Consider the following 23,606-nt stretch of genomic DNA (forward strand, 5'->3'; position numbering starts at 1 on the left):
CTCCCTAGCCCGCAGTCTTGACGGCGGTAACACACCAACCGCGAAGACCGGCGGCAAGCAGCAGCATCGTAACGATGATCGATAGCCCAATGCCGGTCGGGACAACCGAAGTCCACCCGTCTCGCGTATGAACGAAGACGTTGACCAGCGAAAGAATTGCGGCGGCCCCTACCAAACAAAAATCAAACCAACGGATCGGCCCGGCCCTCCCGAGCGCGAAGTCAATGACCAGGAAGATCGTGGCGATAAGCGCCAGCACGAGCCCCCCAGTGATCAGCCAAACAGAGAAGTTGGCCCACTGCATCAGCGAGTTGCTCGTGTACATATAGTCGGTGAATAGAGCGGCCATGAGCAACGCGCCACCCAATCCAACAAAAAACGGATGCAGCGGCGCATGCGCACGGCTCTTGTCATTTGGACCGACCATGTCTTTCTCCTCGCTTCCATACTCGCCTGAGATCTGTTGCGTAACCCTGCACGTCCCCCGGGGGCGCAAACAACAGACTTCTCAGCTTCGATACTTAGCGGAAGACCCTTATCGGGACTAGGATGTAAGCATCACCATATATTGATGCTAACGTGGAGAAGGAAACGCGGCCTTCGCCGTAGCGATGCCCGCCATGATCGGCGACGTGTCGCCCTCACCCCGCAGCCGCTCGATCTCCAACTGCTCGGGCTTCATCCTCAATCTTTAGAAATTCGCCTGTGCTTCATGGCGTTCGATCCGTTGATCATAGCCGTCTCTACTCTGTCGATGGCTGAGTGAACGGCCGCCTTCTGTCGAGGCGCGATATCTTTATCGGGTCTTGCACGGTGTTTGGCTATTTCGACGGAATGAATCCGTGTCGCGCGTACCCTTGTTGCTCTGGGGATAGGTCAGTTTCGCTTACGCATCTTCTCCCATGCTCCCGGTTCATCGGGATCGGGCGCGACTATCGAATTGCAATTCATCTGAGGCTCATTCCGGCGCGCTCGCTCCGAAATTTCTGATGGTTCAGATTTCATTGGGTGATACGTGTTGCAAACTGACCGAACCGAAGTGGCCGGTGTCACGAGGTGGGCTGGGACGGTAATTTCAGTGAACTTCGTGTGCAGGAAGATCGGCGATGATGGAACAAGGCTGTTTCAAAGGTCTCACACGACCAGTCTCTCGTAATGGAGCGCCGTGATGCCGAACCCATTGAAAGCCCCTGCAGTGAGAAAGATCGGTGTGGGTCAAGCCATTATCTTGCTGTCGTTATTCGCCATGTTGCTGTTCGCCGTGGTGTGGGCCTCCATGGCTTGGACATCAGCGGAAGACGTACAGATGTCAATCCACGGATGGATCGCGCTTATCCTTGGCGTAACGTTTTCCTTGCTTATCGGCTGTGGTCTTATGGCCTTGATGTTCTACAGCAGCCGTAGTGGGCACGATGAAGCGGCAACACCTGACGTGCGACGGCAGTCGGATACGCTTGAAAAGGACGACTGAGTGAGAGCGTCGATCCGCTGCGCGGCATACTTACTTATCCTATTTACTGCCTCTCAAACTGTCGCGGAAGATATTGAGCGCGGGCGGCGTATCTACCAGGCTTGCGCATCTTGTCACACTCTCGAATCCGAGCGCAGTACATTTGGTCCGAGCCTTAAAGGCGTCCTCGGCAGGCATGCAGCCGCGGTGCCTGACTACAAATATTCAACAGGAATGCGAGACGCAGCTAACGCTGGCCTGGTATGGAATGACAGTTCGCTAGCCGCGTTCTTGAAAAATCCAAAGAAAGTCGTTCCCGGCACAACGATGCGGTTCTGGGGGCTGTGGGATGGTGAGGTTGGCGACCTTCTTGCCTTTCTGAAAGCTTCAACCGTCACACCCTCAGGTCGGCGTTAGGCGCATCGCGCTTGAACGCGAGAACCTAATTGACAAGCTCACCGAAGCGCCATTCGGCAGCGACGATCATTCTCTTCACTTGGGCGGGCTCATCGTTATGAGCGTATTCGAGCCCCAACATGGATACGAAAATACCTTCATCAAGAGCCTCGTTTCTCTTCGTCAGCTCCTTCAAGATCGTCCATGAATCTCCAATTCCGCACGACACATCGCCATGATCGCATGTCCATTGCGCTGCCGCTGGCACCCGGACTTCGATCGGGCGCATCCGAAATTGACGCGCATGCACCCGGCGGCATAGGAAGTAGCCACTCGGCACTTTGATAAAGGGTAGGCTGCCGTCATGGCCCAGGAAATTGAGCGAAAATTTCTGCTCGCCGACGATCGATGGAGATCATCCGTCGCCAAGAGCGCTCGAATAAAGGACGGGCTCGTCGCCAATACCAATGGCCGCAAGACGCGGGTTCGGATCATCGGAGAACGCGCCACGATAACCCTCAAAGGTCAACGTCATGGGCTGGCACGCTCCGAGTTCGAATATGCGATCCCGGTATCGGATGCCGAGGAAATCCTGCACACGATGTGCGATGGCCGCATTGTGGAAAAGATTCGGCACTACGTTCCGCATGCGGGAGTGACTTGGGAAATCGATGTCTATCACGGCAGCTTGACGGGGATCGTGACCGCCGAAGTCGAATTGAAGCGAGAGGATTTCGAGCTCAAACTGCCGGACTGGATCGGAGAGGAAATAACTGGAGATCCGCGATACAGCAAAATCAATATGGAGGCGGCGGCGAACCGGCCCGGACAGCCGTAAACTTCAGCCGTTCACCGCCCGAGCGGTCCGCTTCTCGTCAACCCTGCTCAATCCAAATGCAGCGTGCGACACGAATTGCGACTTGAGGCTCCATTTCCGGCTTTGTCTGCGACCGCCTTAAAGGCAAGATGATCGGCGGCAACGATCGATAGAGAAGATCCGGCAACCTCCGAAGGGACCGGGCCTCGCACGGGCGGGGCCGGAAATGATCGAAAGATGTGGCCAGGAAATGCGCGAGAACATCGCGAAATGGCGCGCCATTCCGAATAAAACTGCGAACTCTTATATAATTGATATTGCTATATAATTCAAAGCCATGGCCTGCTCGTCGAAGGGCCCTGGTACGGGTTCTTAGACAGTTCGGGTCGAGGAAAAGTTGCTCCTCGATACGGTCGCCACGCATCTTGTCGGTCCGATCCGCGAAACGGGCGCGCTGGTGGAGCACCTCAAGGACAAGGAGGACGCCGTCATTGCCTACACGAGTTCGGTGCTCGGCTTCGTTCCAATGGCGGTGACCGCCGTCTCTTCGGCGACCAAGGCCGCGATCCACTCCTATGCACTATCGGGTGGCCTGCTATGATTCACATCGGGAATCAGCCCCTGCAGGCGCTGACCGCCGAAACCCGTTCCCATCGGTCGTGCTGTTGATATTCCTGCTCTGCCGCCGGTCGCTTCATGAACAAAGATTACGAGTTTGACGACGAGATTCCGTTTGAGCCAGGCTACGGTCCAAACAGTGACGGGTGGTTCACCACGGAAAAACTACTTATGGACCGGTCGCATGGAAGACCCGGCGTTGAGGGACTAGACCGGCACGCAGAATTTGCCGTTTACGACCTTCTCTATGTCGGCATTGCCAAAACCGGCGACAGCTTTGATCGTGTCATCGCAAAAGGGCATCACGCCAGAGCCGAAATCTTGGCCAATGAGCCGCAGCGATATCCGGGAGCACGAGTCTCGGACGAAACCTACCTGTTTTTGTTTCGGACAAATTCACTCGTTATGCAGACGTTCGAACCGGAACACGATTTCGACGATGACGACTTCTCTGGTCAGCTTGAGAGAAAGAGAGTCGTGGCGGACGCTGAGAAAGCATTCGTGAGCCTTTTGAAGCCCGGATACAATAAAGTTCAGTTCGCTAATTATCCAAAGGGCACGGACGGTTTGTACGGTGCCGGTTTCGCCCGATATGGTTACCTGATTAACGAGGACGTTAGGTTCAATACGCCGCACGGAAGAGTCCGCGGCGCTCGCGATCGGGGTGGCTCCATTTCGAACAGCGCGGATTTCATCCTTGTCGATGGCGACGACGTTCGCTTATACATTTCAGGCGCCGATTTCCCGGCCACGCCGTGGAGGACGCGGGAAGCCCCTAAGGTGTGAGGCCACTAGCAAACCTCGCTTCCCAGAAATCATACTTTCGTCCATTCTCCATAGATGCTATTGTTTCTCGCCTCTGTTATTGAGCAGCTTGATCTCGCTTTGGAGCACATCTCCAAGGGCGACATTCATAATGCACGCTTTGGCCTAATGCTTACCGACAACGCGGTGGAGCTGGTCCTGCACCAGATCGCAAAAGACAAGGTGTCTGACATCAAAATGTATTCGTGGCGTCGCGAGGAATACCCGCATCAAGCCGCGCTAGACAAAGCACTCGGAAGAAACTTTGACGCCAAGGTGAAATTCGCGAAGATCGAAGGCGGCCTGACTGACGAACTGGCGCAGACGATTACGATCATGCATGGGTATCGAAATGAGGTCTATCACCTCGGCCTCAAGCATGAGCCGATTCTTCCAGCGCTCGCGCTTTTCTATTTCGATGTGACCTGCGCTTATCTCGGCACATACAAATCGCGCGGTCTAGGCTGGGGTTCAAACCAGCGGCTCCCCGAACGGGCAAAGAAGTATTTTCGCAGAGATACATTCTTTCCCGGCGGGTTCGACGATTTCTCGAATGGATGCGAGGCGCTGCGTAAAGCTTGCAATCACGACCCGCTCCACACAATCGCAATTCTTGCCGACGAGATGGACCAGATTATCTCGCAGCAGGATACCTGCATCGATATCATTGCTGACGGAGTCTACAAGGGACAAGAAACGACACGGGACGGTGCCGTGCTTGATACGCAGGCATGGCGTCTCGCATTTTCAAAAGAGGGCAAGGAGTTCGCATTCAATAGCGGCTGGACCGGCAATATGCTCCAGCTCGTTGAATGGCTGAAAACCAACTTTCCTCACAAATTCAGATCCGACCCGATCCCGTCATGGGAAGCGCAGGCGGCGCGGTTGCGCGCCAAAAAGAACCCGCACATTGCCCTGTCGAACTATCAATCCTTCATGGCGTCAACTGACGATATCCGCGAGTCGATTGAAGAATCCGCAGCGGCAGCTGAACGGGAAATCGACATGCTTATCGACCGCGCGCGCGGAAAGTGATCTCATGAGGCTACGGAGCTTAATGCGTTTTGCCGCGCGCTTTAGCCGACGGAAGGCACTGGCGTGGATGATAAAGCGCCTCGCTCTCAATGGGCGGCGTCCACTTCGCGAGGATAATCACGGTTCTCAACGCTACTCCTCACTCTTCTCAACTTGGCCTTCGTAGGACATGGAAATTGTACGAGTTCGCGGTTCTATTCTGAGTGGTGGCAATTTGGCGCGCCATTCAGAATAAAACGCGAACTTAGCTGAAGCGGCCTTCCATGGCATCTGGTAAGGGACCGCCAGTGGCCCAATCAAGCAACTCTACGGTGTGAACTATCGGAATAGCCGTCCCGGCGCCGATCTGTGTAATGCACCCAAGATTGCCGCTCGCGATGATGTGCGGCTTGATCTTTTCGATATTCGCCACCTTGCGTAACCGGAGCCGGTCTGCGATCTCGGGCTGCAGAATATTGTAGGTCCCAGCAGAGCCGCAACAGATGTGGCTTTCAGGCACGTCCCTAACGACAAATCCCATCTGCGTCAGAAGTGATTTCGGCTGATCCGCGATGCGTTGACCGTGCTGCATCGAGCACGCCGAATGATACGCGACGATCTGACCCGTAGTCCTAACGGGCCCCTGAAGCTGAAGTTTATAGAGATACTCCGAGATATCCTGTGCGAGTGCGGAAATGCGCGCAGCCTTGCGAGCATATGCCTTGTCCTCGCGAAGCATGAATCCATAATCCTTGACAGTCGTTCCGCAGCCGGACGCCGTGACGATGATGGCATCAAGACCGCCCTCATCAAGCTCCCGTGTCCAGGCATCAACGTTGCGTCGGGCTGCCTCCAGCGCCGATTCCTCGTAACCCATATGATGCACGAGAGCTCCGCAACACCCCTCGCCGCGGGGACTTGTCACCTCGATCCCGTGACGATTCAACAGCCGGATCGCGGCGTCGTTGATGTTCGGATCGATGACTTGCTGGGCGCAACCCGTCAATATTGTGACCCTGCCGCGCCTGCCCTGCAAAACCGATCCCTGAGGAGCGAACCTTCGCAGTTTCAGAACCGGAGCGAGATCGACCATAGCAGCGAGTCGTGCGCCTCCCGGGAGTCGGGCGATCCATTTCCTCATCGGCCTGACCGCGACAGCCGACAACAGCGCCAATCTCAGTCGTTTCGGATATGGCAGCACCGACGCCAACATGCTCCTCAGAACACGATCGACCAAGGGGCGCTTGTAGGTCTTCGCAATGTGCGTCCGCGCATGGTCCACGAGATGCATATAGTTTACACCGGATGGACAGGTGGTCATGCATGAGAGACAGGACAGGCAGCGATCCACATGCATGACGACCTTCTCGCTCGCCGGTTTCTCATTCTCGAGCATATCCTTGATGAGATAGATTCGTCCGCGCGGACTGTCGAGCTCGTCTCCCAACAGCAGGTAGGTCGGGCACGTGGCAGTACAAAACCCGCAATGGACGCAGGCGCGAAGAATCTTCTCCGACTCGATCATGTGCGGATCGAGGAGCGCTGTCAGCGAGAAGTTCGTTTGCATAGAATTCCGATCTGCGCTTCAAATACCGGAGTACATTTTTCCGAAATTCAGGATACGGTCAGGGTCAAACGCAAACTTGATCCTTCGGGTCAGGTCTGCGAGCGAAGGCGGAAGCGGCTCGAATATATCGACCTTGCTTCGAACCTGCGGCGGTGCGCGCAGAAGCGTCGCGTGACCATTGAGGCCGCGCATTGCATCCCGGATCACCTTGGACCCCGCATCTTCCGACGCGTTGACAGCGAGCCAGACCAAGCCGCCTCCCCAATCATAGAAATGCCGCGTATCAAGTACCCGCCCAATGTGAGCAACGATACCCGATGCTTTCGAGGGAGCCAGCGAGAGTCGCCATATCGCACTCTCCGCTGGATCAGCCAGCCACCGCGCATCCCGCACATCAGACCAAATATCTGTGCCCACCTCTTCCTCTAGAAGATCGGCCTTTCCATATGGTCCCAAAAGCTTGGCAAGCTCGCCGCAACCATACGCCACGGAAGGCGCGAACCCTTCAATACGGACGATGGTCAAGGGTTCTGACATCACACCCTTCGGCAGATGCGCAGCAGCGGAGACGGAAAATGGAGACCCTAAAGCCGTCGTCAATGCGGCGATTGCCGTCGCATCATTCAACCCGCGCAGCGCCAGCGAAGACGCACATTCCGGTTTTGGCAGAACCTTGAAAATAACCTCGCTGAACACACCGAGCGTTCCCCACGCTCCGCAATTGAGCTTTACCAGGTCGAGACCGGTGACGTTCTTCATGACTCGTCCGCCCGATTTCACGACATCACCGCGGCCGTTTACCAGCCGGATGCCAATCAGACTGTCACGGCAGGCTCCCGCCATGATCCGCCGCGGTCCTGAAACGTTTCCTGCTGCGATTCCTCCGATCGTCGGCTCATGGCGCCCGCCGAAAATCGGCCGATAGTCCATCGGCTCGAACGGCAGCATTTGATTCTGTGTTGCAAGCGTCTGATTGATCTCGGACAGTGGTGTTCCGGGAAGAGCCCCGATCACCAACTCCGTTGGCTCATAGAGCGATATTCCCTGCATACGCTGTGTCGTAACAGACATCGCATATCCATTCGGCCGGCCTATACCTGACTTGCTGCCAGCGCCACTGACAATCAACGGCATTTTTGCCGCCGCTGCCATTTTGATCGATTCTGACAGGTTCTTTTCGTCGCGCGGTTTCAGATCTCCTGACATCGCCAAATTCGCCTAATGTTACGTTTGATTTCGGCAGTCAAAGGGGAACACCTTGTCTGTATTCAGCAGCCATTTTGAATCGAATGCTGCACGCAAGCGAAGCTGCTGAGAAAGATCGATCTCACTGAACTGGCAGCGCATCAGGTCGCGCTTCTCGATACCAACCCCGTGTTCGCCGGTGAGACAGCCACCGACTTCAACGCACAGCTTGAGAATATCGTTGCCCGCCGCCTCCGCTTTCGACTGCTCCGCCGGATCGTTAGCGTTATAAAGGATGAGCGGATGCATATTTCCGTCGCCCGCATGGAAGACGTTAGCCACACGCAGTCCATAGCGTTTCACGATCTCGCCGATTTGCGACAGCACGTAGGCGAGTTTGCCCGTCGGCACGGTTCCATCCATGCACAGGTAATCCGCAACGCGCCCAGTCGCACCAAAGGCGGACTTCCGTCCCTTCCAGATCGCCGCGGTTTCAATCGCAGACTTGCTCTCCCGGACCGTCTGCACGCCATTGGCTCGTGCAATGGAGATAATCCGGTCGAGCATAGCGTCCATTTCCGCTTTCGAGCCCTCCACTTCGATGATCAGAAGAGCTTCCGCATCGAGAGGATACCCGGCCTTGGAAAAGGCCTCGCATATCTCGATCGCAGCCTTGTCCATATATTCGATCGCGACCGGAATGATTCCTGCCGCGATAATTTCTGCAACGGTATTGCCCGCTCCATCGGATGAGGGAAATCCAAACAGAACGGGACGCGCGGCCTCGGCCGATCTCAGTATCCGGACAGTAGCTTCGGTCACGATCCCGAGCTGACCTTCAGATCCGACCACAACACCCAGCAGGTCCAGTCCACCGCTATCGAGACTGTTTCCACCCAGGTCGAGGATCGTGCCATCGATCAGGACCAATCTGACGCCGAGAATATTGTTTGTCGTAACACCGTATTTCAGGCAATGCGCACCGCCCGAATTATTCGCGATGTTGCCACCGATGGTACATGCGAGCTGAGATGACGGGTCTGGCGCGTAGAAGAAGCCTCTATCCGACACTGCAGAAGTTATGCTCAGGTTGGTGACGCCCGCTTCGACCCGAATGAAACGGTCATCGTAGTTGATCTCGAGCACGCGGCTCATTCTTGAAAGCCCAAGAACAACAGCATCTTCGGTCGGTATTGCTCCTCCCGCAAGTGAGGTGCCCGCGCCGCGCGGCACGACCTTCACGCCAGTATCATGGCAAAACTTGAGAACAGCACTTACTTCATCCGTCGATGTCGGCAACACAACGGCCAGCGGCATCTTGCGATAGGCGGCGAGCGCGTCGGTCTCGTATGCCCTGCATCCGTCTCTATCCGTGATAAGGCCATCGGACGAAACTAAGCTTGTCAGATGTTTCACGATTGCACTGCGACGAGCGAGAATTTCCTTGTCTGGCTCGGAGAACATGGTCGCGCTCAAGCGCACCTCCTACATCGAAACACTTCAGCTGCGCACTTCAAGGTTAGGCATGGATCCACCGACATCATGCAACAACACAAAGCTCATGATTGCGGCGCCCGCTCCAACCTCTAACCAAGAGCTGCGACGCGCTCCGGATGTCCGGACCATCGCCATGCGAGCGTTGGCCTGGAAACTCCCAGCATCATTCCGTTGAGTGCGCCAGGATGAAGCCATATCTGTTCGGGCTCCCGGCCTTCCTGTTGCTTTTCCCTCGGATCCAGCGTCAGGCCTGCGCCATCCGCTCTTGCTGCCCGCTCAATGCTGCCGACTTCACGGCTCTCGGCGTATGCCATATAGAATGACGCGCGCTCACGCTCATAATATCGACCCATCGTCTTGGTCATATCGGTTGGGGTGATGACTTCGAATCTATCGAGACGATCCGGCGAAAAGAGAGTGAGAACGCCGGTATATCCGAAGAGATCCGACTTGATCGTGACAAAATTCTCTTTGTTCAATCCGAACACACGCGCAATGTAGTTCACAGCAGCAGATTGATCCGCCGCCAGCAATGTGACTTCGTAAAGAAAATCCAGCTTTCCTGCCGGTTTCACATCCCGTGAAGGCGAGATCACAAAGTGCACGGGGCTACCTTCGATCTCGATGCGGATGAAATCCTGGCCACCTTCGTGGATATGCTGAGCACCCGCCTGGGTGGCATTGCTCACGAGGGTGGACATATCCAATGACGTCGCACCAGCGCCGAAGACATGAGACCGGCCGCGCCGGATCAATTCCTGCTCCACAATCCCGGTGCCATCCGGCTCCAGAAGTTCGACTTCGCCGGTTCCTACGCGCAGCGTAGTCCTTCTGGCCCGAAGCGCCTTGATAGAGTCCGACGAGACCTCCTCGGCGCCCAATCTACGGCGCCAAGTTTCCGCGACACCCTTGGCGTCTCGCGTCGCGATCTGCACGCGATCAATCGTCGTCAGCATCCCGATAAAGCCCTTGTTGGCATTCCAACGCGAAGCACAACTGCTTTCAGTCGTGGTCTAGCGCGTTCGTTGTGCATCGACCCGATGAGTAGCTCGCGGTCACAATGGTCTGGAAGACCATTTCTCCGTTTTCACACCTTCGCGCCGAACATGTTCTTCCAGGATTCCGTGCCCGGTTTTGCTTCCCACTTTTTCGTGTCGGACATAACAGCCAGCCCCTCCTGCACCGCCGGACGAACCTTGATGGCGTCGAACCAGCGCTTGAGATTGGGATACGTCTCAAGCTCCTGTCCCTGCCATCGGTAGGGACGAATCCAGGGGAAGGTCGCAATATCCGCGATCGAGTAGTCGCCGGCGAGATATTCGCGGTCTGCCAGGCGGCGATCGATCACGCCATACAGTCTGGCGGCCTCTTTCGTGTAACGCTCCACGGCATAAGGAATCTGCTCTGGTGCGTAGCGCCGAAAATGATGAGCTTGGCCGAGCATAGGGCCGGCACCGCCCATCTGAAACATCAGCCATTGAATGACTTCCATCCGCGCCCGCGGGTCGGATGGCAGCAGCTTGCCGGTCTTTTCAGCAAGGTACAGAAGAATGGCTCCCGACTCGAAAACCGACAGCGGCTTCCCGTCCGGACCATCGTGATCGACAATCGCCGGGATCTTGTTGTTCGGGCTGATCTTGAGAAACTCCGCGCCGAATTGATCGCCCTTGGTGATGTCAATCGGCAGAACCCGATAATGCAGGCCGAGTTCGGCCAGCATTATCGTGATTTTGTATCCATTCGGCGTGGTCCAAAAGTAGAGATCAATCATGTACCAACTTCCCGTGAAACAGCCGAATGGATAGTGTTACGCGAACTTAAGCCTTCGGCTTGTCGAACAGAATGCCCGGGTTGAGGACCCAGTTCGGATCGACCTCGCGCTTGCTGGCCTGCATCATCCGGATGAAGCCCGGATCAATTTCCTTGTCATACCAAGGACGGAAACTGCGTCCGACGGCATGATGGTGCGTAATGGTGGCGCCGAGTTCCAGAAGGGCGTCGGAAGCAACCTTGTTCAATGCTGCATAGTGCTCGATGTTCTTCTCGTGAGAAGACGGAGCCATGATTGAGTAGTACGGCGCCGGCCCATCCGGATAAAGGAACGAGAACCGACGGCAGACAATGCCACCACCGCAAATCTTCTTCTCCGCCTCAGCCACCCGTCGCATGACTTCGGTGTCGAGCGCTTCGAACTTGTCCCACGTATAGGCCGTTTCGAAGGTGAAGCTGACGATACCCATCGCCGCACGAACGTGCATGAGATAAGGCAGATAGCGGAACTGGTTACGCCAGCTGCCCTGCGCGCCCGAGCGGCTGGTTTCGAGAGCATCGGTGCCCGTGCCAGCTTTCTGCTTCACCGTGCCGCCGTAGTCCCGGCAGATTTCCAGAGAACGATCCAGCCATGCATCGACCGGATGATCAGCTGACTCATAACCGATCAGCAGCATCGATTCCGTGCCATCGCCGGCCCCATAGAAGAACGCGTCCTTCTCATCGAGGTAGCGGCAGTTTGCGGGATAAAGACCGGCCTGGGTGATCTGCCGAACGGCCTTCGCACCCTCGTAGAAGGTCTTGAATGAAACCGAGGCGTTGGCGCGGAACTTCACCCGACCCTGCAGACGCATCCACGCCTCGGTGATGATGCCAAGCGTACCCTCCGATCCGATGAAGGCGCGATCGGGGCTCGGACCGGCGCCAGAGGCCGGCAGCCGGCGGTTTGTGATCGTGCCGGTCGGCGTGACGACGCGCAGGCTTTCCACCATGTCGTCGATATGCGTCAGATGCGTCGCATAGTGACCGGACGAACGTGTCGCGATCCATCCGCCGAGGGTCGAGAATTCCCAAGACTGCGGAATGTGGCGCAGCGTGAAACCATGCGGCTTCAACTGCTCCTCGAGCGAAGGACCGAACGTGCCGCCCTGGATACGGGCCGCGCGCGAAGTCGGATCGACTTCCAGAACGCGATTGAGATTCTCGAGGTCGATCGTGACCACGCCCTTGTAGCTGCTATCATCCGGCGGATTGATGCCGCCCGTGACGCTCGATCCGCCACCGAAAGGCACGGCCGCGTAGCCATTTTCACCACACCAGTCGAGAACGGCCGCAATGTCCTTCTCGTCGCGAGGATAGGCCACGACATCTGGCGGATTCGGATATTTGCGCTTGTAGATCATGGCCAGGTCGCGGAAGCTCTTGCCGTAGGTGTGAGCAACACGATCCCATTTTTCCGTCGTGCAGAAGCTTGCAAGCGAAGCCGGCGGCTTGATACGCGGGGCACGGATCTCAATCTCGTCAAGGGTTGGATCCGAGAGAATTGTGAAGTCGCTCATGCCGAGGCGCTTCGCAACGCGCTCGTGCATCGATTTCACTTCGGACTCAGGGATGTCCTGGCCTTCGTAACCCCAGCTCCAGAACTTCCTTCGCTGCCCTTTTGGCATATTCATGGGTGCATTCATTGCCTCGCTCCTTGCTCCTTGCTCGTGTTGAACCGGAAAGCCAGCCCGACCTGATTCATCTGTCCCGACAGTCGGGAGAGAAATCTTCGGTAACATACTGGTCCTTCCAAATTGGTATTACCAGTAAGCGCCTAGCTATGCGCTTTGTCAAGCGCATCTTCAAGCGCTAATCGAGAATTTCTTCATGGCCCAAGGCGCTCATTGCAACGTCCGGACGTACTCAAGCGAGCCCGTAGGCGAGCGCAAAGGATTTTCAGAATTTTGATTTCGCGAGAAAACCTCGCAAAGCCAGGCGAGGACTACGTGACCTAGCCGTTCATTTGGGTGACGAACTTGGTGTTCAAGTAGGCCTCCATGGCCTCTGTTCCACCCTCGGAGCCGTAACCGGAATCCTTGATGCCCCCAAACGGGGTTTCAGGCAGCGCAAGACCATGATGGTTTATTGACATCATTCCGCATTCCACCCCTGTGCTGATGGCACCAATGACGGCCGCCGATTTGGTGTAGGCATAGGCAGCAAGGCCAAATGGAAGACGATTTGCCTCCGCTATTGCTTCATCGAGATCAGAGAAAGCGCTTATCGGAGCGACGGGGCCGAACGGCTCCTCGTTCATGATGCGCGCGTTAAGCGGCACGTCCGTGAGAACTGTCGGCTCGAAGAAGAATCCCTCGTTCCCAATTCGCTTTCCGCCCGCTCTGACGCGTCCGCCGCGCGAGGTGGCGTCGGCGATCAAGGCCTCCATCGCCTCGATACGGCGATGATTGGCCAGCGGGCCCATCTGGCTCGCGGCGTCAAGACCGTCGCCGACAACCAGATTCTTCGCCGCCGATGTGAAGTGATCGACGAACTCCTCGTAGACGCTTTTGTGCACGATGAAACGCGTGGGCGAGACGCAGACCTGGCCGGCGTTCCTGAACTTCGCTGCGGACAGTAGTCTGGCCGCCTCCTTCACGTCCGCATCGCCAAACACGAGCGCCGGTGCGTGCCCTCCCAATTCCATCGTCGCACGCTTCATATGGCTTCCCGCCAGAGCAGCGAGTTGCTTGCCTACCTGGGTCGAGCCCGTGAAGGAAATCTTGCGAATGAGCGGGTGGGCGATCAGATACGAAGACACCTCAGCAGGCACGCCGAAGACCAGATTGAGCACGCCCGGTGGCAGACCGACATCGGCGTAGGCCTGAACCAGTGCAGCGCAACTGGCGGGAGTTTCCTCGGGTCCCTTGAGAATCACGGAGCAGCCGGCCGCGATTGCGGCAGAGATCTTGCGGACAGCCTGATTGATCGGAAAATTCCACGGCGTGAACGCAGCCACTGGCCCGACCGGCTCCTTGATCGCGATTTGCTGCACTGCTCCGGACCGCGAAGGAATAGTGCGGCCGTAAGATCGGCGAGCCTCCTCGGCAAACCAGTCAATGATGTCCGCGCCTAGCAGCACCTCCAGCTTCGCTTCCGCCAGGGGCTTTCCCTGCTCGAGCGTGAGAATGCGAGCGATTTCACCGGCCCGCTCGCGCAGTTTTTCGGCAGCCGACCGCATAAGCTTGTAGCGGTCGAACGCCGACGTCTTGCGCCATATACTGAAGCCGCGTGATGCGGAATCCAACGCGCGATCAAGGTCGTCGACAGAAGCGTGCGGGACATTCCCGATCGCAAGCCCGGTCGCCGGATTTAGCACAGCCTCGGACTTACCTCGCGATCCGTCGCACCAAGTCCCGTCGATGAACATTTTGATGGCCGGATAGGTCTGTTCCTGCTTCATGGCGATGTCCATTGGCTTCGATGAGGATTGAATAATTTGGAATGACTAGACAGAAAGTGCCGATGTTTCGGCATACTTCTTCAAGTCATGCTTTCTGATCTTGCCGTTTGGCGCGACCGGCAGCTGCTGCATCACGATGATCTGCTGGGGCTTCTTGTATCTGGCCAACTGTCCCTCGAGGAACGTGAACAGGTCGCTGGTCTCGACGGAACCTCCAGGAACCGGCTCCACAAAGGCTATGATCTCCTCATTGCCCTCAACCGATCGCCCGACGACCGCAGAGTTGAGAACCGTCGGATGCGCGTTGAGAACTGCTTCGATCTCAGGCGGGTACACATTGAACCCAGAGCGAATGATCAATTCCTTTGATCGGCCTTGTACGATCAATTCGCCGCTCGTACTGCGGCTGACAATATCGCCGGTCTTCAAATAGCCCTGCTCATCGATAGCCCCCGCAGTAAGCTCCGGCTGGCCATAATAGCCAAGCATCACATTTGGTCCTCGCACGAGAAGTTCTCCCGGCAAGCCCTCTTCAACCTCATGACCGTCCGCTCCGACAATCTTGATCTCGACTCCTGGGATCGGGGGACCAATGTTGACTTCGTCGCTACCCATTGCGTACTGCGTCCGGCTGATCGTGGGCGACGTTTCGGTGAGACCATAACCATTGTGGAGAACCACCCCGAACACGCGCTCGACGTTCTGTCGCAATGAAAGGTCCAGCGGAGCGGTGCCAGTATAAACATATCGGAGCCTGTTCGATGTGAGCTGAAGACCAGCCTGGTCGACGTGAGCGACGATACGCGCCAGCAACGCGGGCACGGCAGTAAATATCGTAAGAGTCTTGCTCACGACGGCTTCGATTGCTTGCGTGAGCGAGAATCTTGGCATGATTTTCAGATGCGCGCCTGCGAACAGCATGCCCTGCATGAGCGTCAGTCCATACGAATGGGAAATCGGCATCACGCACAGCGAGACGTCGTCCGAACGAATTGTATCAGTCCTTTTGCCGCGACACGCGACAAACGCGAGACTGCGATGACTAAGCATCACTCCCTTTGGGCGCCCGGTGGTGCCCGTCGTATAGATAACAACGGCGACCTGCCGGGAGGGATCCCGGTAAACCCTCTCCGCAACCGAACCCGCATCAAGCTTTCCGACTTTAACCCCGCCGATTCCGGTGAACGACTCGATGTCTGCGTCGCGGCGACAAGCATGTGCATCTGCGTCAGATGAAATAGCATGCGTATAGAACACACGCCGCGGTTGGCAGTCGCGCTCGATCAAATCCAGTTCATGCTGGCTGAGTCGTGCATTTGTGACGACCGCCCAGGCGTCAAGCCGACTCGACGCATACAGCAATACGATCGCTGCGATTGAATTTTCACACACGATCATGACCCGGTCGCCCGGACGAATACCGAGCCGGCTCATTTCAACGGCGGCAAGCTCGACCGCATCGATCAGGCGGCGATAAGACCAATCGACGCCATGCTCATCCGTAAACGCGATCCGAGAAGCATCCCCCTTTGCGCCCTCGTCGAGTATCCCGTGAATGCGAGCCGGCAAGTTTGATATCAAATCCATTTCCATCAACCTATCTCTGGGACACCTGCTGAAGTCAGCGTCCCCGCATCTGCGTGGCAGTGAAGACCAGCCGCGCTGGACGCAGCCGCTTCACCGAGCCAGCAACCACTTATTGGCCAGACCAATTTGGTCTGCTCAATTGCATGCTGTCAAGGCGTATTTCGCTGGCCGCGCGCGGCCCGCCGGATCTGTCGCCCAAGGCACTTCGGATGACGATAGATTCTGGTTATTCCGCCGCCTCGCGGACGTGACGCTGGGTCGGCGCTCGCATGGTCACGAGTTCCTCGGCAGAGGTGGGATGTAGCGCCATGGTGGCATCGAAGTCGGCCTTAGTCGCTTTCATCTTGATCGAGATAGCGACAGCCTGAACGATCTCGGCAGCGTCCGGACCGACGATGTGGCAGCCGAGAACACGGTCGGATATTCCATCGACGATCAGCTTCATCAGGACGCGACTTTGGCTCCCCGACAGCGTTGCCTTGATCGGCCTGAAATCGGTCTTGTAAATATCGACGTGGGTGAATTGCGCTCTCGCCTCGGCTTCGGTCAGTCCGACCATTCCGACCTGCGGCTGCGAGAACACCGCGGTAGAAATCGAGGCATGATCGACGCGTGCCGGCCGCTTGCCAAACACAGTGTCGGCGAAGGCATGCCCTTCGCGAATCGCAACTGGCGTCAGATTGATGCGGTGGGTGACGTCGCCCACCGCATAGATATGCGGCACGTTGGTTTGCGAGAAGCCGTCGACGGCAATGCCGCCGTTGGCCGGATTGAGCGCCACGCCTGCCTTTTCAAGCCCAAGACCGTTGACGTTGGGGTGACGGCCGATGGCAAACAGTACCTGATCAGCGGCAATACTTGAACCTCGAGACAGATGCGCGGTGAAGACCTCATTATGCTTCTCGACCTTGTCCACCGTGCAGCCTGTGAGAACGGTAATACCCGCCTTCTCAACTTCGCCACGCACATGCGCGCGGACATCCTCGTCAAACCCCCGCAAGATGTTATCGCCGCGATAAACCAGTGTGACGTCTGCGCCGAGACCGGCGAAGATGCAGGCGCACTCGAGCGCGATGTAGCCACCGCCCTGGATCACGATACGCTTCGGAAATGCCGGCAGGTGGAAGATTTCGTCTGACGAGATTACATGCTGGATGCCGGGGATCGCCGCACCATGACTCGGCGTGCTTCCGGTGGCGATCAGGATGTACTTCGCCCGCACCGTTTCGCCGGTCGACAGACGCAGCGTATGCGCATCCTCGAACACCGCGCGCGCCTTGACCACTCGCGCGCCGGCCTTCTCCGCATTGCCGGCGTAAGCCGCCTCGAGCCGGGCGATCTCCTTGTCCTTGTTGGCGACCAGCGTCGGCCAGTCGAACGTTGCCGGCGGGATGCTCCATCCGAAACCCGCGGCGTCCTTGATTTCCTCGTGGACATGCGAGGCATAGACGAACAGCTTCTTCGGCACGCAGCCGCGGATCACGCAAGTGCCGCCCATGCGATACTCTTCGGCAAGCATGACCCTGGCGCCGTAATTGGCCGCGATCCGCGCGGCGCGGACGCCGCCCGAACCCCCGCCGATCACAAACAGGTCGACGTCGTAATCAGTTTTGACGACCAGCACGTTTTCGAATTGTCCGGAGGGTTCCAAGTACTTCAAAATTTTCAACCTGATACGAAAGAACTATACGCAGAATGTCGTCATTCCAGCGCTCACCCTTTTAGGTCTTACCAATTTGGTATACCATACTTACATGCCCCTTACGCCGGAATCAAGCGAGCGGCCCTGCGAAGACCGATTTAGGGCGAGAGGGTATCCTGGCGGCGGCGCCCGTACCGGTGCGTAAAGCACCTGTAATATCATCGCCTGTCGAAATAGAGTGAACATCACTCAGATTCGTGGCTATTGGCATGTGCCCGGGCGCGCAACGGCTTAGCAGACGAGCTTTCCCCGGACGCAGGCTAGAAAGAGTAGATACAAATGACCGAACGAAATCGAACCGAACAGCCTGAGCCTCCCTCGAACGCCATCGGAAAAATCCTTTCGTTCATCCGTGAGCGTCGCTATCAGCCCTCAGAACGTCTGCCGTCTGAACGAGACTTCGCGGAGAAGTTCGACACAAGTCGGGGCGCCGTCCGTGAGGCGCTGGCTGCTCTCGAAGCCATGCGCGTCATCGAGAGACGGCCCAACTCGGGCATCTATCTGCGGAACTCGGACGAAAGCAGCATCGAAGCTCTGGTCCTTCACGCCGAGTCCGGCCTTCCATTCCAAGCCAACGAAATCGCCGATGTCTTCGAGGTGCGACGCATGCTCGAAGTGCAAGCCGCCCGGCTGGCCTGCGCCCGCAGGACACCTGACAACATCCGCGATCTTCGCGCGATTCTGAGCGACACCGAGAAGCGCCTTGCCAAGAAGCAGACGATCGAGCGGGAAGATGAGGCATTTCATCTGGCCATCTTCGCTGCCACCAAGAATGACATCCTGCTCCGCGTCGTAAAATCATTCTATGAGCTGTCCAGACAGCGCCGCCGTGTCTATTTCGCTGATCACAGCCGCGGTCGCCGCTCCTATGAAGATCACTGCGAAATCCTCAACGCCATTGAAGGGCGGCGCGTCGGCCACGCAGAACAGAAAATGAATGAACACCTATCCCAGACCATCGAAACCTGGCAGACGCTGTTGGGAGAGCCAAAGATACCTGCAAGACGATAGACTCTCGTCGAAGATCTCATCCGAGCAAACCGTTCAAGTCGATTCCGGCGCGGCGGCGCACAGAACTGATCTCTTGCCCGGACAGGATCTGGAACGTCCCCTACCCTTTAAGGGCGCCTGCCGTAAGTCCTGCGACGAAGTACCGGTAGCAGAACGTAAAGATGACAAACAGCGGCAGCGCTATGAGGGATGCGCCGGCAAGGATCTCGCCCCAACGCAGATCCTGCGCTCCCAGCATTGATGCCAATGCTACAGGAAGCGTCTTGTTCTGATCGCTCATGATCAGGATGAGCGCGAACACATAGTCCGCCCAGGAAAGCAGGAACGCGAAGATGCCGACCGTAATCAGGCCCGGTGCGGAAAGCGGCAAGACCACCTTGATGAACGCGCCGAACTGCGAGCAGCCGTCGACCATTGCCGCTTCTTCCAGATCAAATGGCATCGACTTGAAGAAGCCCCACAAAAGCCAGACGCCTAACGGGAGTGAGATTGCGAGGTGAGCAATCAGCAGACCCCACAGGCTGTCGGAAAGCCCGAACATACGGAACAAGGCTGACATCGGGATAACCAGCATCAACGGCGGAAACATATAAGCAAACAACATCGAGGCAACCAATGTTGTCTTCCCTCTGAATCGCAGCCGCGTCGCGCCGTAAGCAATGAATGCCGAAAGCGTTGTGGCAACGATGATCGTAGCCATCGCCATCAGGGCGCTGTTGAAAAAATTGGTCGTGTAATTCGTAAGCTCCAGCAGCGATTTATAGGACGAGAGGTCTGGCGGCCAGAACACCAACGACGTGTCCAGAAACAACCGCTGCGGGGCCCGAAGACTGGATACAATCATCCAGTAGATCGGAAAGAACGAGTAGATGCAGATTACAATGACCGCCGCGTAGAGGCCGATGCGCCCGGCAATCTGCTTGATCGGCCTGCTCACAAAACCGGAGAGCTTTTGTTTCGATGCTGGCGTTGGCGCGTCCTGCGGCAAGCTATCGAACCGGGATGTGCTGCGAAGGAGTGCCGCCTGCCGCGGATTGGCAGCAACGACGGAGAGGTGCGAGTTTTGTTGTGTCACTGTCATCGGCCTTGCTTTGCTTCGTCGATGGGAAAGAACCGCAGGTAGATCAGGATAATGGTTGCCAGAAGCGCGAACGAGATTGTCGCCACCGCCGCCCCGCCTCCAAGATCGAACTCCAGAAATGCCCTTCGATAAGCGAGGGTCGGGAGCGTCTCGGTCTGATTCAGCGGGCCTCCCTTGGTCAGCAGCCAGATCACGTCAAACTTGTTGAACATCCAGATGCCTCTCAGCAGAATGACCACGATCAAGACAGATCTGAGGCCCGGCAGCGTGATGTGCCAGAACTGCTTCCAGGCACCGGCGCCGTCGACCCGAGCTGCTTCGTAAAGCTGAACGGGAATGGTTTGCAGGCCAGCCAGAACGCACGTCACCACAAATGGGGTCCATATCCATACGCTGACAAGAACAATCGTTCCCTTCGCGGTTGCCGAGTTGGCGCCCCAATCGAACATGCTGGATCCGAACGACGCCAGTATACTTTTAATCAATCCGTAATTTGGATCGAGCATCCATTGTGCGATGAGGCACGCAACGACTGTCGGAAGAAAGTATGGGACGATCGATAGCGCACGAACGACTGTCTGTCCCACGAACTGACGATTCAGAACGAGTGCAATGCCCACACCGAGCGTGACCTGCAATACGATCGCGGAAATGGAAATCATTATCCCGTTTAACAACGCGTCCCAAAAGTTACTGTCCTCCAGGACGGAGAGATAATTTCCAAATCCAACCCACCGCGGCGGAGCAATAAAGGACTCCGCCGCGTAGAACGAGAGCTTGATGGAGTACAGGAGTGGCCCGCCAACGATCGCGCCGACTATCAAAACGCCCCCGACGAACAAGCCGATGATTCGCCAATCCTGCCTCATAAGGCACCTACCTTTTCGTCAACAAAATTCAGCCAAGCTTCCGGATGCGATTGGCCGCCGCTTTCACGCAATCGACCGATGACATGTTCCTGAGCACCTTGTTCTGCAACATCTCGGGCATGACATTCGAATCGAAGACCTTGCACGGACGCAGATCGATTGAGGGACCGATCAAGTCGACCGACGACAGCCTCACCTTGCTGTCCGGATCGATGAACGATTTCATCTGCATCATTGTTGCCCAATGCTTTTGAATCATGGGGTGCTTCTTCCAGCGCGGATCCTCGTAGATATCCAAGCGCACCGGCTGGAAGTTCATCCAGGCCGAATGCAGCCAGTCGATGTAGTGTTCATCGATGAACCATTTGAGGAACTTGAGCGTCTCCTCGCTCTGCTTGGTCTTGAATACGATGAACCCGTCGAAGGCGAACGGCAGCGCCTTCTGCTTGCCCGTGCTGTCCGGTGCGGCGAAGATGCCATACTTGTCCGCGAGATCTGGATTTCGCGCCTCGAGCGCCTCGACAACACGCCCGGAGTATAGGGTATGTGCGACCTTTCCTGTGACGAAGAGACTCATGAGCTCGGCGTAACCCACCGTGTTCAATCCGGGCGGCATGGTCTTGTAGAGTTCACCGAAAAGATCGAGGAAGCGCCCGGCCCGATCCGCATTTTCGGGAGCATCAAGAACAACGTTCCACTTGTCATCGTAGAACTGCGGGGCTTCCGCGAACAGGTTGCCGAAGCTCGCCCAGTTAGTCGCGCTGTCGCTCGCCAGCGGCATCACGCAACCGCCACGTTCGATATTGCCGTCCTTCGAGACAGTCAGCGCCCGGCAGTTGTCGAGATACTCCGCCCACGTGTTGGGGATCCTGAGGCCCTTCTCCGCGTAAAGATCCTTGCGATAGTAACAGGTCACCAGATTGTAGTCGTAGGGATAGAACCAGTTCTCTCCCTGATACTTCCAGGCACCCATCTGCCCCCAGGAATGCTGCTTCACAAGATCGGTCACCGGAATAAGATGACCGCCGCGGGCATACTGAAGAATGTGGGCGATATAACCTTGGGTGGCCAGGTCATACGGAGTACCCGCATTGATCGCCGCCATGGTCTTTGCATATGCGCCGCTGATCGGCGTCGAATCAACGATGACCTTGACGCCAAACTTGCTCTCATACTCGTTGCACGCGTTTCGCAACACGGTCTGGCTATCGGCCGCAGTTTCATTGTTCAGGAACCGGAGCGTCACCCCGGCTTGAGCATTCACGTACGGAGCCGCCAGGGAGCCCGTCGCTCCAACCGCCGCTCCCGCTGACGTTTTGAGGAAGTCTCGTCGGCTAAAGCCGAAAGATTTACCTTTGGACTTCCATTGATTTGACTCGTGCCTGGTCATGATTGTCCCTCCCTTTGTTAATTTCATTTGATGATTTTGGTTGCCTCAACGTCCTTCCGTTCTCACGCGAAAACATATGCAACCGCTGCGCGGGCAGAATGACGGGGATCTTTTCGCCGGCAGCGAGCACGTCGTCGCGCGCGAACACCGCGCGGAATTTCTGACCGAATATCGTCCCCAGCACATAAGTCTGCGCGCCGATTTGCTCGACGAGACTGACGATCATTTCGATGTCTGATGCCGCCTCAGCACGAATGATATGCTCTGGTCTGATGCCGACAGTGACATCTTTCTCGGTCTCGACAAACTCGCCGTCCGGCAATCCGAGTTGCAGTTCGCCAGAACGAACCTTCAGACCACCACCGTCACGGAGCAGTTCGCCCTCAACCAGATTCATCTCGGGCGAACCGATAAAGGCCGCCACAAACACATTCTCCGGCCGGTCGTAGAGATCCAGCGGCCGTCCGGCTTGCTGGATCCAGCCATCGCGCATGATGACAATCCGGTCACCGAGCGTCATGGCTTCGACCTGGTCGTGAGTCACGAAGATCATCGTGGCTCCGAGCCGAGCATGCAGGGTCGCGATTTCTTCGCGAGTCTTCACGCGCAGCTTGGCGTCGAGGTTGGAAAGAGGCTCATCGAGCAGAAAGACATCGGGGTCTCGGACGAGCGCACGGCCAAGCGCAACCCGCTGCATCTGACCTCCCGACAGCTGCCGCGGCTTCCGCTCGAGCAAAGGATCAAGGCCGAGGCTCGACGCCGCGCTGCGCACGCGACGATCAATCTCGTCTTTCGGTTCTCCGCGCACGCGAAGACCAAATGCCATATTGTCGTAGACGGTCTTCTGCGGATAGAGCGCGTAGTTTTGGAACACCATTGCAATATTGCGATCTTTCGGCGGGAGTGCAGTCACATCCCGCCCGCCGATCATGATCTTGCCCGATGTCACATCATCGAGGCCGGCAAGCATGCGCAACGTGGTCGATTTCCCGCAGCCGGACGGCCCGACAAAAACGACCAGTTCTCCGTCGGCAATATCCAACGAAAAATCCTGCACCGCCCACGGCCCTCGATCTCCGCCAAAGGATTTCGACACATTCTGGAGAGTGACTCGCGCCATACCGCAAACCTCGCTTCGCGTTGCCTCTAGTTATTATTCCCATGCGCCAAACTCAGATCGCATAGCTGTCTTCCAAATTGGACAGACCATTTTGGTCTTCCATACGTCTCCACTTGGCGGCTGTCAAGCAATCTCCACGGTTGGCACCTTCAAACCGCGATCATTGAGCAGAAGCTTTCGCCGGGATCGGTAATCCGGAACTCCGCCAAAGAACCAATCCCAACCTATATTGGTTTGACCAATTTGGTTGATCCAATTATAAATCAATGGAGGGCGCGCGGTTTCT

The 23,606-nt window shown here is 56.8% G+C and carries 22 protein-coding genes; 7 read left to right on the plus strand and 15 right to left on the minus strand.

All coding sequences use genetic code 11. The features are described 5' to 3' along the window. Nucleotides 1-4: 4 nt before the first annotated feature. Nucleotides 5-427, minus strand: coding sequence for a DUF2231 domain-containing protein (locus ACEK02_RS28725; protein ID WP_371424869.1), 423 nt, complete (start codon nucleotides 425-427; stop codon nucleotides 5-7). A gap of 741 nt (nucleotides 428-1,168) precedes the next feature. Here ACEK02_RS28725 and ACEK02_RS28730 point away from each other — a divergent pair. Together ACEK02_RS28730 and ACEK02_RS28735 are read left to right on the plus strand one after the other, a co-directional pair. Next, nucleotides 1,169-1,471 (plus strand): hypothetical protein, encoded by a 303-nt coding sequence (locus tag ACEK02_RS28730; protein ID WP_371424870.1) that lies wholly within the window; start codon nucleotides 1,169-1,171, stop codon nucleotides 1,469-1,471. Next, complete coding sequence (locus tag ACEK02_RS28735; protein ID WP_371424871.1) at nucleotides 1,472-1,867, plus strand: cytochrome c family protein; 396 nt, start codon at nucleotides 1,472-1,474, stop codon at nucleotides 1,865-1,867. A gap of 25 nt (nucleotides 1,868-1,892) precedes the next feature. On the opposite strand, the gene ACEK02_RS28740 is transcribed toward ACEK02_RS28735, so the two are convergent. After that, nucleotides 1,893-2,135 carry a hypothetical protein gene (locus ACEK02_RS28740; RefSeq protein WP_371424872.1) on the minus strand — a complete coding sequence of 81 codons (243 nt, stop codon included), beginning with the start codon at nucleotides 2,133-2,135 and terminating at the stop codon, nucleotides 1,893-1,895. A gap of 75 nt (nucleotides 2,136-2,210) precedes the next feature. On the opposite strand from ACEK02_RS28740, the gene ACEK02_RS28745 reads away from it, so the two are divergent. The 4 genes from ACEK02_RS28745 (at nucleotide 2,211) to ACEK02_RS28760 (ending at nucleotide 5,120) form a co-directional block, all read left to right on the plus strand. Continuing rightward, a complete protein-coding gene (locus tag ACEK02_RS28745) occupies nucleotides 2,211-2,684 on the plus strand; it encodes a CYTH domain-containing protein (RefSeq protein WP_371424873.1) in 474 nt (157 codons plus the stop codon). 376 nt (nucleotides 2,685-3,060) lie between these two features. Next, complete coding sequence (locus tag ACEK02_RS28750) at nucleotides 3,061-3,264, plus strand: SDR family NAD(P)-dependent oxidoreductase (RefSeq protein WP_371424874.1); 204 nt, start codon at nucleotides 3,061-3,063, stop codon at nucleotides 3,262-3,264. Between the two features lie 95 nt (nucleotides 3,265-3,359). Continuing rightward, on the plus strand, nucleotides 3,360-4,067 hold the full coding sequence (locus tag ACEK02_RS28755; RefSeq protein ID WP_371424875.1) for a hypothetical protein: 708 nt from the start codon (nucleotides 3,360-3,362) through the stop codon (nucleotides 4,065-4,067). A gap of 54 nt (nucleotides 4,068-4,121) precedes the next feature. Next, complete coding sequence (locus tag ACEK02_RS28760; protein WP_371424876.1) at nucleotides 4,122-5,120, plus strand: hypothetical protein; 999 nt, start codon at nucleotides 4,122-4,124, stop codon at nucleotides 5,118-5,120. A gap of 244 nt (nucleotides 5,121-5,364) precedes the next feature. On the opposite strand, the gene glcF is transcribed toward ACEK02_RS28760, so the two are convergent. From glcF to gor, 9 genes are all read right to left on the minus strand, one after another. Next, entirely contained in the window at nucleotides 5,365-6,666 is a 1,302-nt protein-coding gene (gene glcF, locus ACEK02_RS28765; RefSeq protein ID WP_371424877.1) for a glycolate oxidase subunit GlcF, read from the minus strand. Between the two features lie 18 nt (nucleotides 6,667-6,684). Further along, entirely contained in the window at nucleotides 6,685-7,872 is a 1,188-nt protein-coding gene (locus ACEK02_RS28770) for an FAD-binding protein (RefSeq protein ID WP_371424878.1), read from the minus strand. Between the two features lie 18 nt (nucleotides 7,873-7,890). Further along, nucleotides 7,891-9,315: an FAD-linked oxidase C-terminal domain-containing protein gene (locus ACEK02_RS28775; RefSeq protein ID WP_371424905.1), complete on the minus strand. Its 1,425-nt coding sequence runs from the start codon at nucleotides 9,313-9,315 to the stop codon at nucleotides 7,891-7,893. Nucleotides 9,316-9,437: 122 nt separating this feature from the next. Then, nucleotides 9,438-10,304 carry a hypothetical protein gene (locus tag ACEK02_RS28780; RefSeq protein WP_371424879.1) on the minus strand — a complete coding sequence of 289 codons (867 nt, stop codon included), beginning with the start codon at nucleotides 10,302-10,304 and terminating at the stop codon, nucleotides 9,438-9,440. Nucleotides 10,305-10,435: 131 nt separating this feature from the next. Next, nucleotides 10,436-11,119, minus strand: coding sequence for a glutathione S-transferase N-terminal domain-containing protein (locus ACEK02_RS28785; protein WP_371424880.1), 684 nt, complete (start codon nucleotides 11,117-11,119; stop codon nucleotides 10,436-10,438). A gap of 46 nt (nucleotides 11,120-11,165) precedes the next feature. Then, entirely contained in the window at nucleotides 11,166-12,803 is a 1,638-nt protein-coding gene (locus tag ACEK02_RS28790; protein ID WP_371424881.1) for an FAD-binding oxidoreductase, read from the minus strand. Between the two features lie 308 nt (nucleotides 12,804-13,111). After that, nucleotides 13,112-14,560, minus strand: coding sequence for an NAD-dependent succinate-semialdehyde dehydrogenase (locus ACEK02_RS28795; RefSeq protein WP_371424882.1), 1,449 nt, complete (start codon nucleotides 14,558-14,560; stop codon nucleotides 13,112-13,114). 45 nt (nucleotides 14,561-14,605) lie between these two features. Continuing rightward, entirely contained in the window at nucleotides 14,606-16,153 is a 1,548-nt protein-coding gene (locus ACEK02_RS28800; protein ID WP_371424883.1) for a class I adenylate-forming enzyme family protein, read from the minus strand. Between the two features lie 220 nt (nucleotides 16,154-16,373). Further along, nucleotides 16,374-17,771 carry a glutathione-disulfide reductase gene (gor, locus tag ACEK02_RS28805; RefSeq protein ID WP_371424884.1) on the minus strand — a complete coding sequence of 466 codons (1,398 nt, stop codon included), beginning with the start codon at nucleotides 17,769-17,771 and terminating at the stop codon, nucleotides 16,374-16,376. 357 nt (nucleotides 17,772-18,128) lie between these two features. Here gor and ACEK02_RS28810 point away from each other — a divergent pair, with 357 nt between their 5' ends. Next, nucleotides 18,129-18,860: a FadR/GntR family transcriptional regulator gene (locus ACEK02_RS28810; RefSeq protein WP_371424885.1), complete on the plus strand. Its 732-nt coding sequence runs from the start codon at nucleotides 18,129-18,131 to the stop codon at nucleotides 18,858-18,860. Nucleotides 18,861-18,960: 100 nt separating this feature from the next. Here ACEK02_RS28810 and ACEK02_RS28815 read toward each other — a convergent pair whose 3' ends face one another. Genes ACEK02_RS28815 through ACEK02_RS28830 form a run of 4 tightly spaced genes read right to left on the minus strand, consistent with a single transcriptional unit; the run spans nucleotide 18,961 to nucleotide 23,320 of the window. Further along, entirely contained in the window at nucleotides 18,961-19,941 is a 981-nt protein-coding gene (locus ACEK02_RS28815; RefSeq protein ID WP_371424886.1) for a carbohydrate ABC transporter permease, read from the minus strand. After that, a complete protein-coding gene (locus ACEK02_RS28820) occupies nucleotides 19,938-20,810 on the minus strand; it encodes a carbohydrate ABC transporter permease (protein ID WP_371424887.1) in 873 nt (290 codons plus the stop codon). Before ACEK02_RS28820 ends, ACEK02_RS28815 begins: the two co-directional genes overlap by 4 nt. A gap of 28 nt (nucleotides 20,811-20,838) precedes the next feature. Continuing rightward, entirely contained in the window at nucleotides 20,839-22,200 is a 1,362-nt protein-coding gene (locus ACEK02_RS28825; protein WP_371424888.1) for an ABC transporter substrate-binding protein, read from the minus strand. Next, the gene (locus tag ACEK02_RS28830) at nucleotides 22,160-23,320 is read right to left on the minus strand and encodes an ABC transporter ATP-binding protein (protein WP_371424889.1); all 1,161 of its coding nucleotides are present in this window, start codon (nucleotides 23,318-23,320) and stop codon (nucleotides 22,160-22,162) included. Before ACEK02_RS28830 ends, ACEK02_RS28825 begins: the two co-directional genes overlap by 41 nt. Nucleotides 23,321-23,606: the final 286 nt, after the last annotated feature.

The sequence above is a fragment of the Tardiphaga sp. genome (assembly GCF_041424195.1).
In the GTDB taxonomy this organism is placed as follows: Bacteria; Pseudomonadota; Alphaproteobacteria; order Rhizobiales; family Xanthobacteraceae; genus Tardiphaga.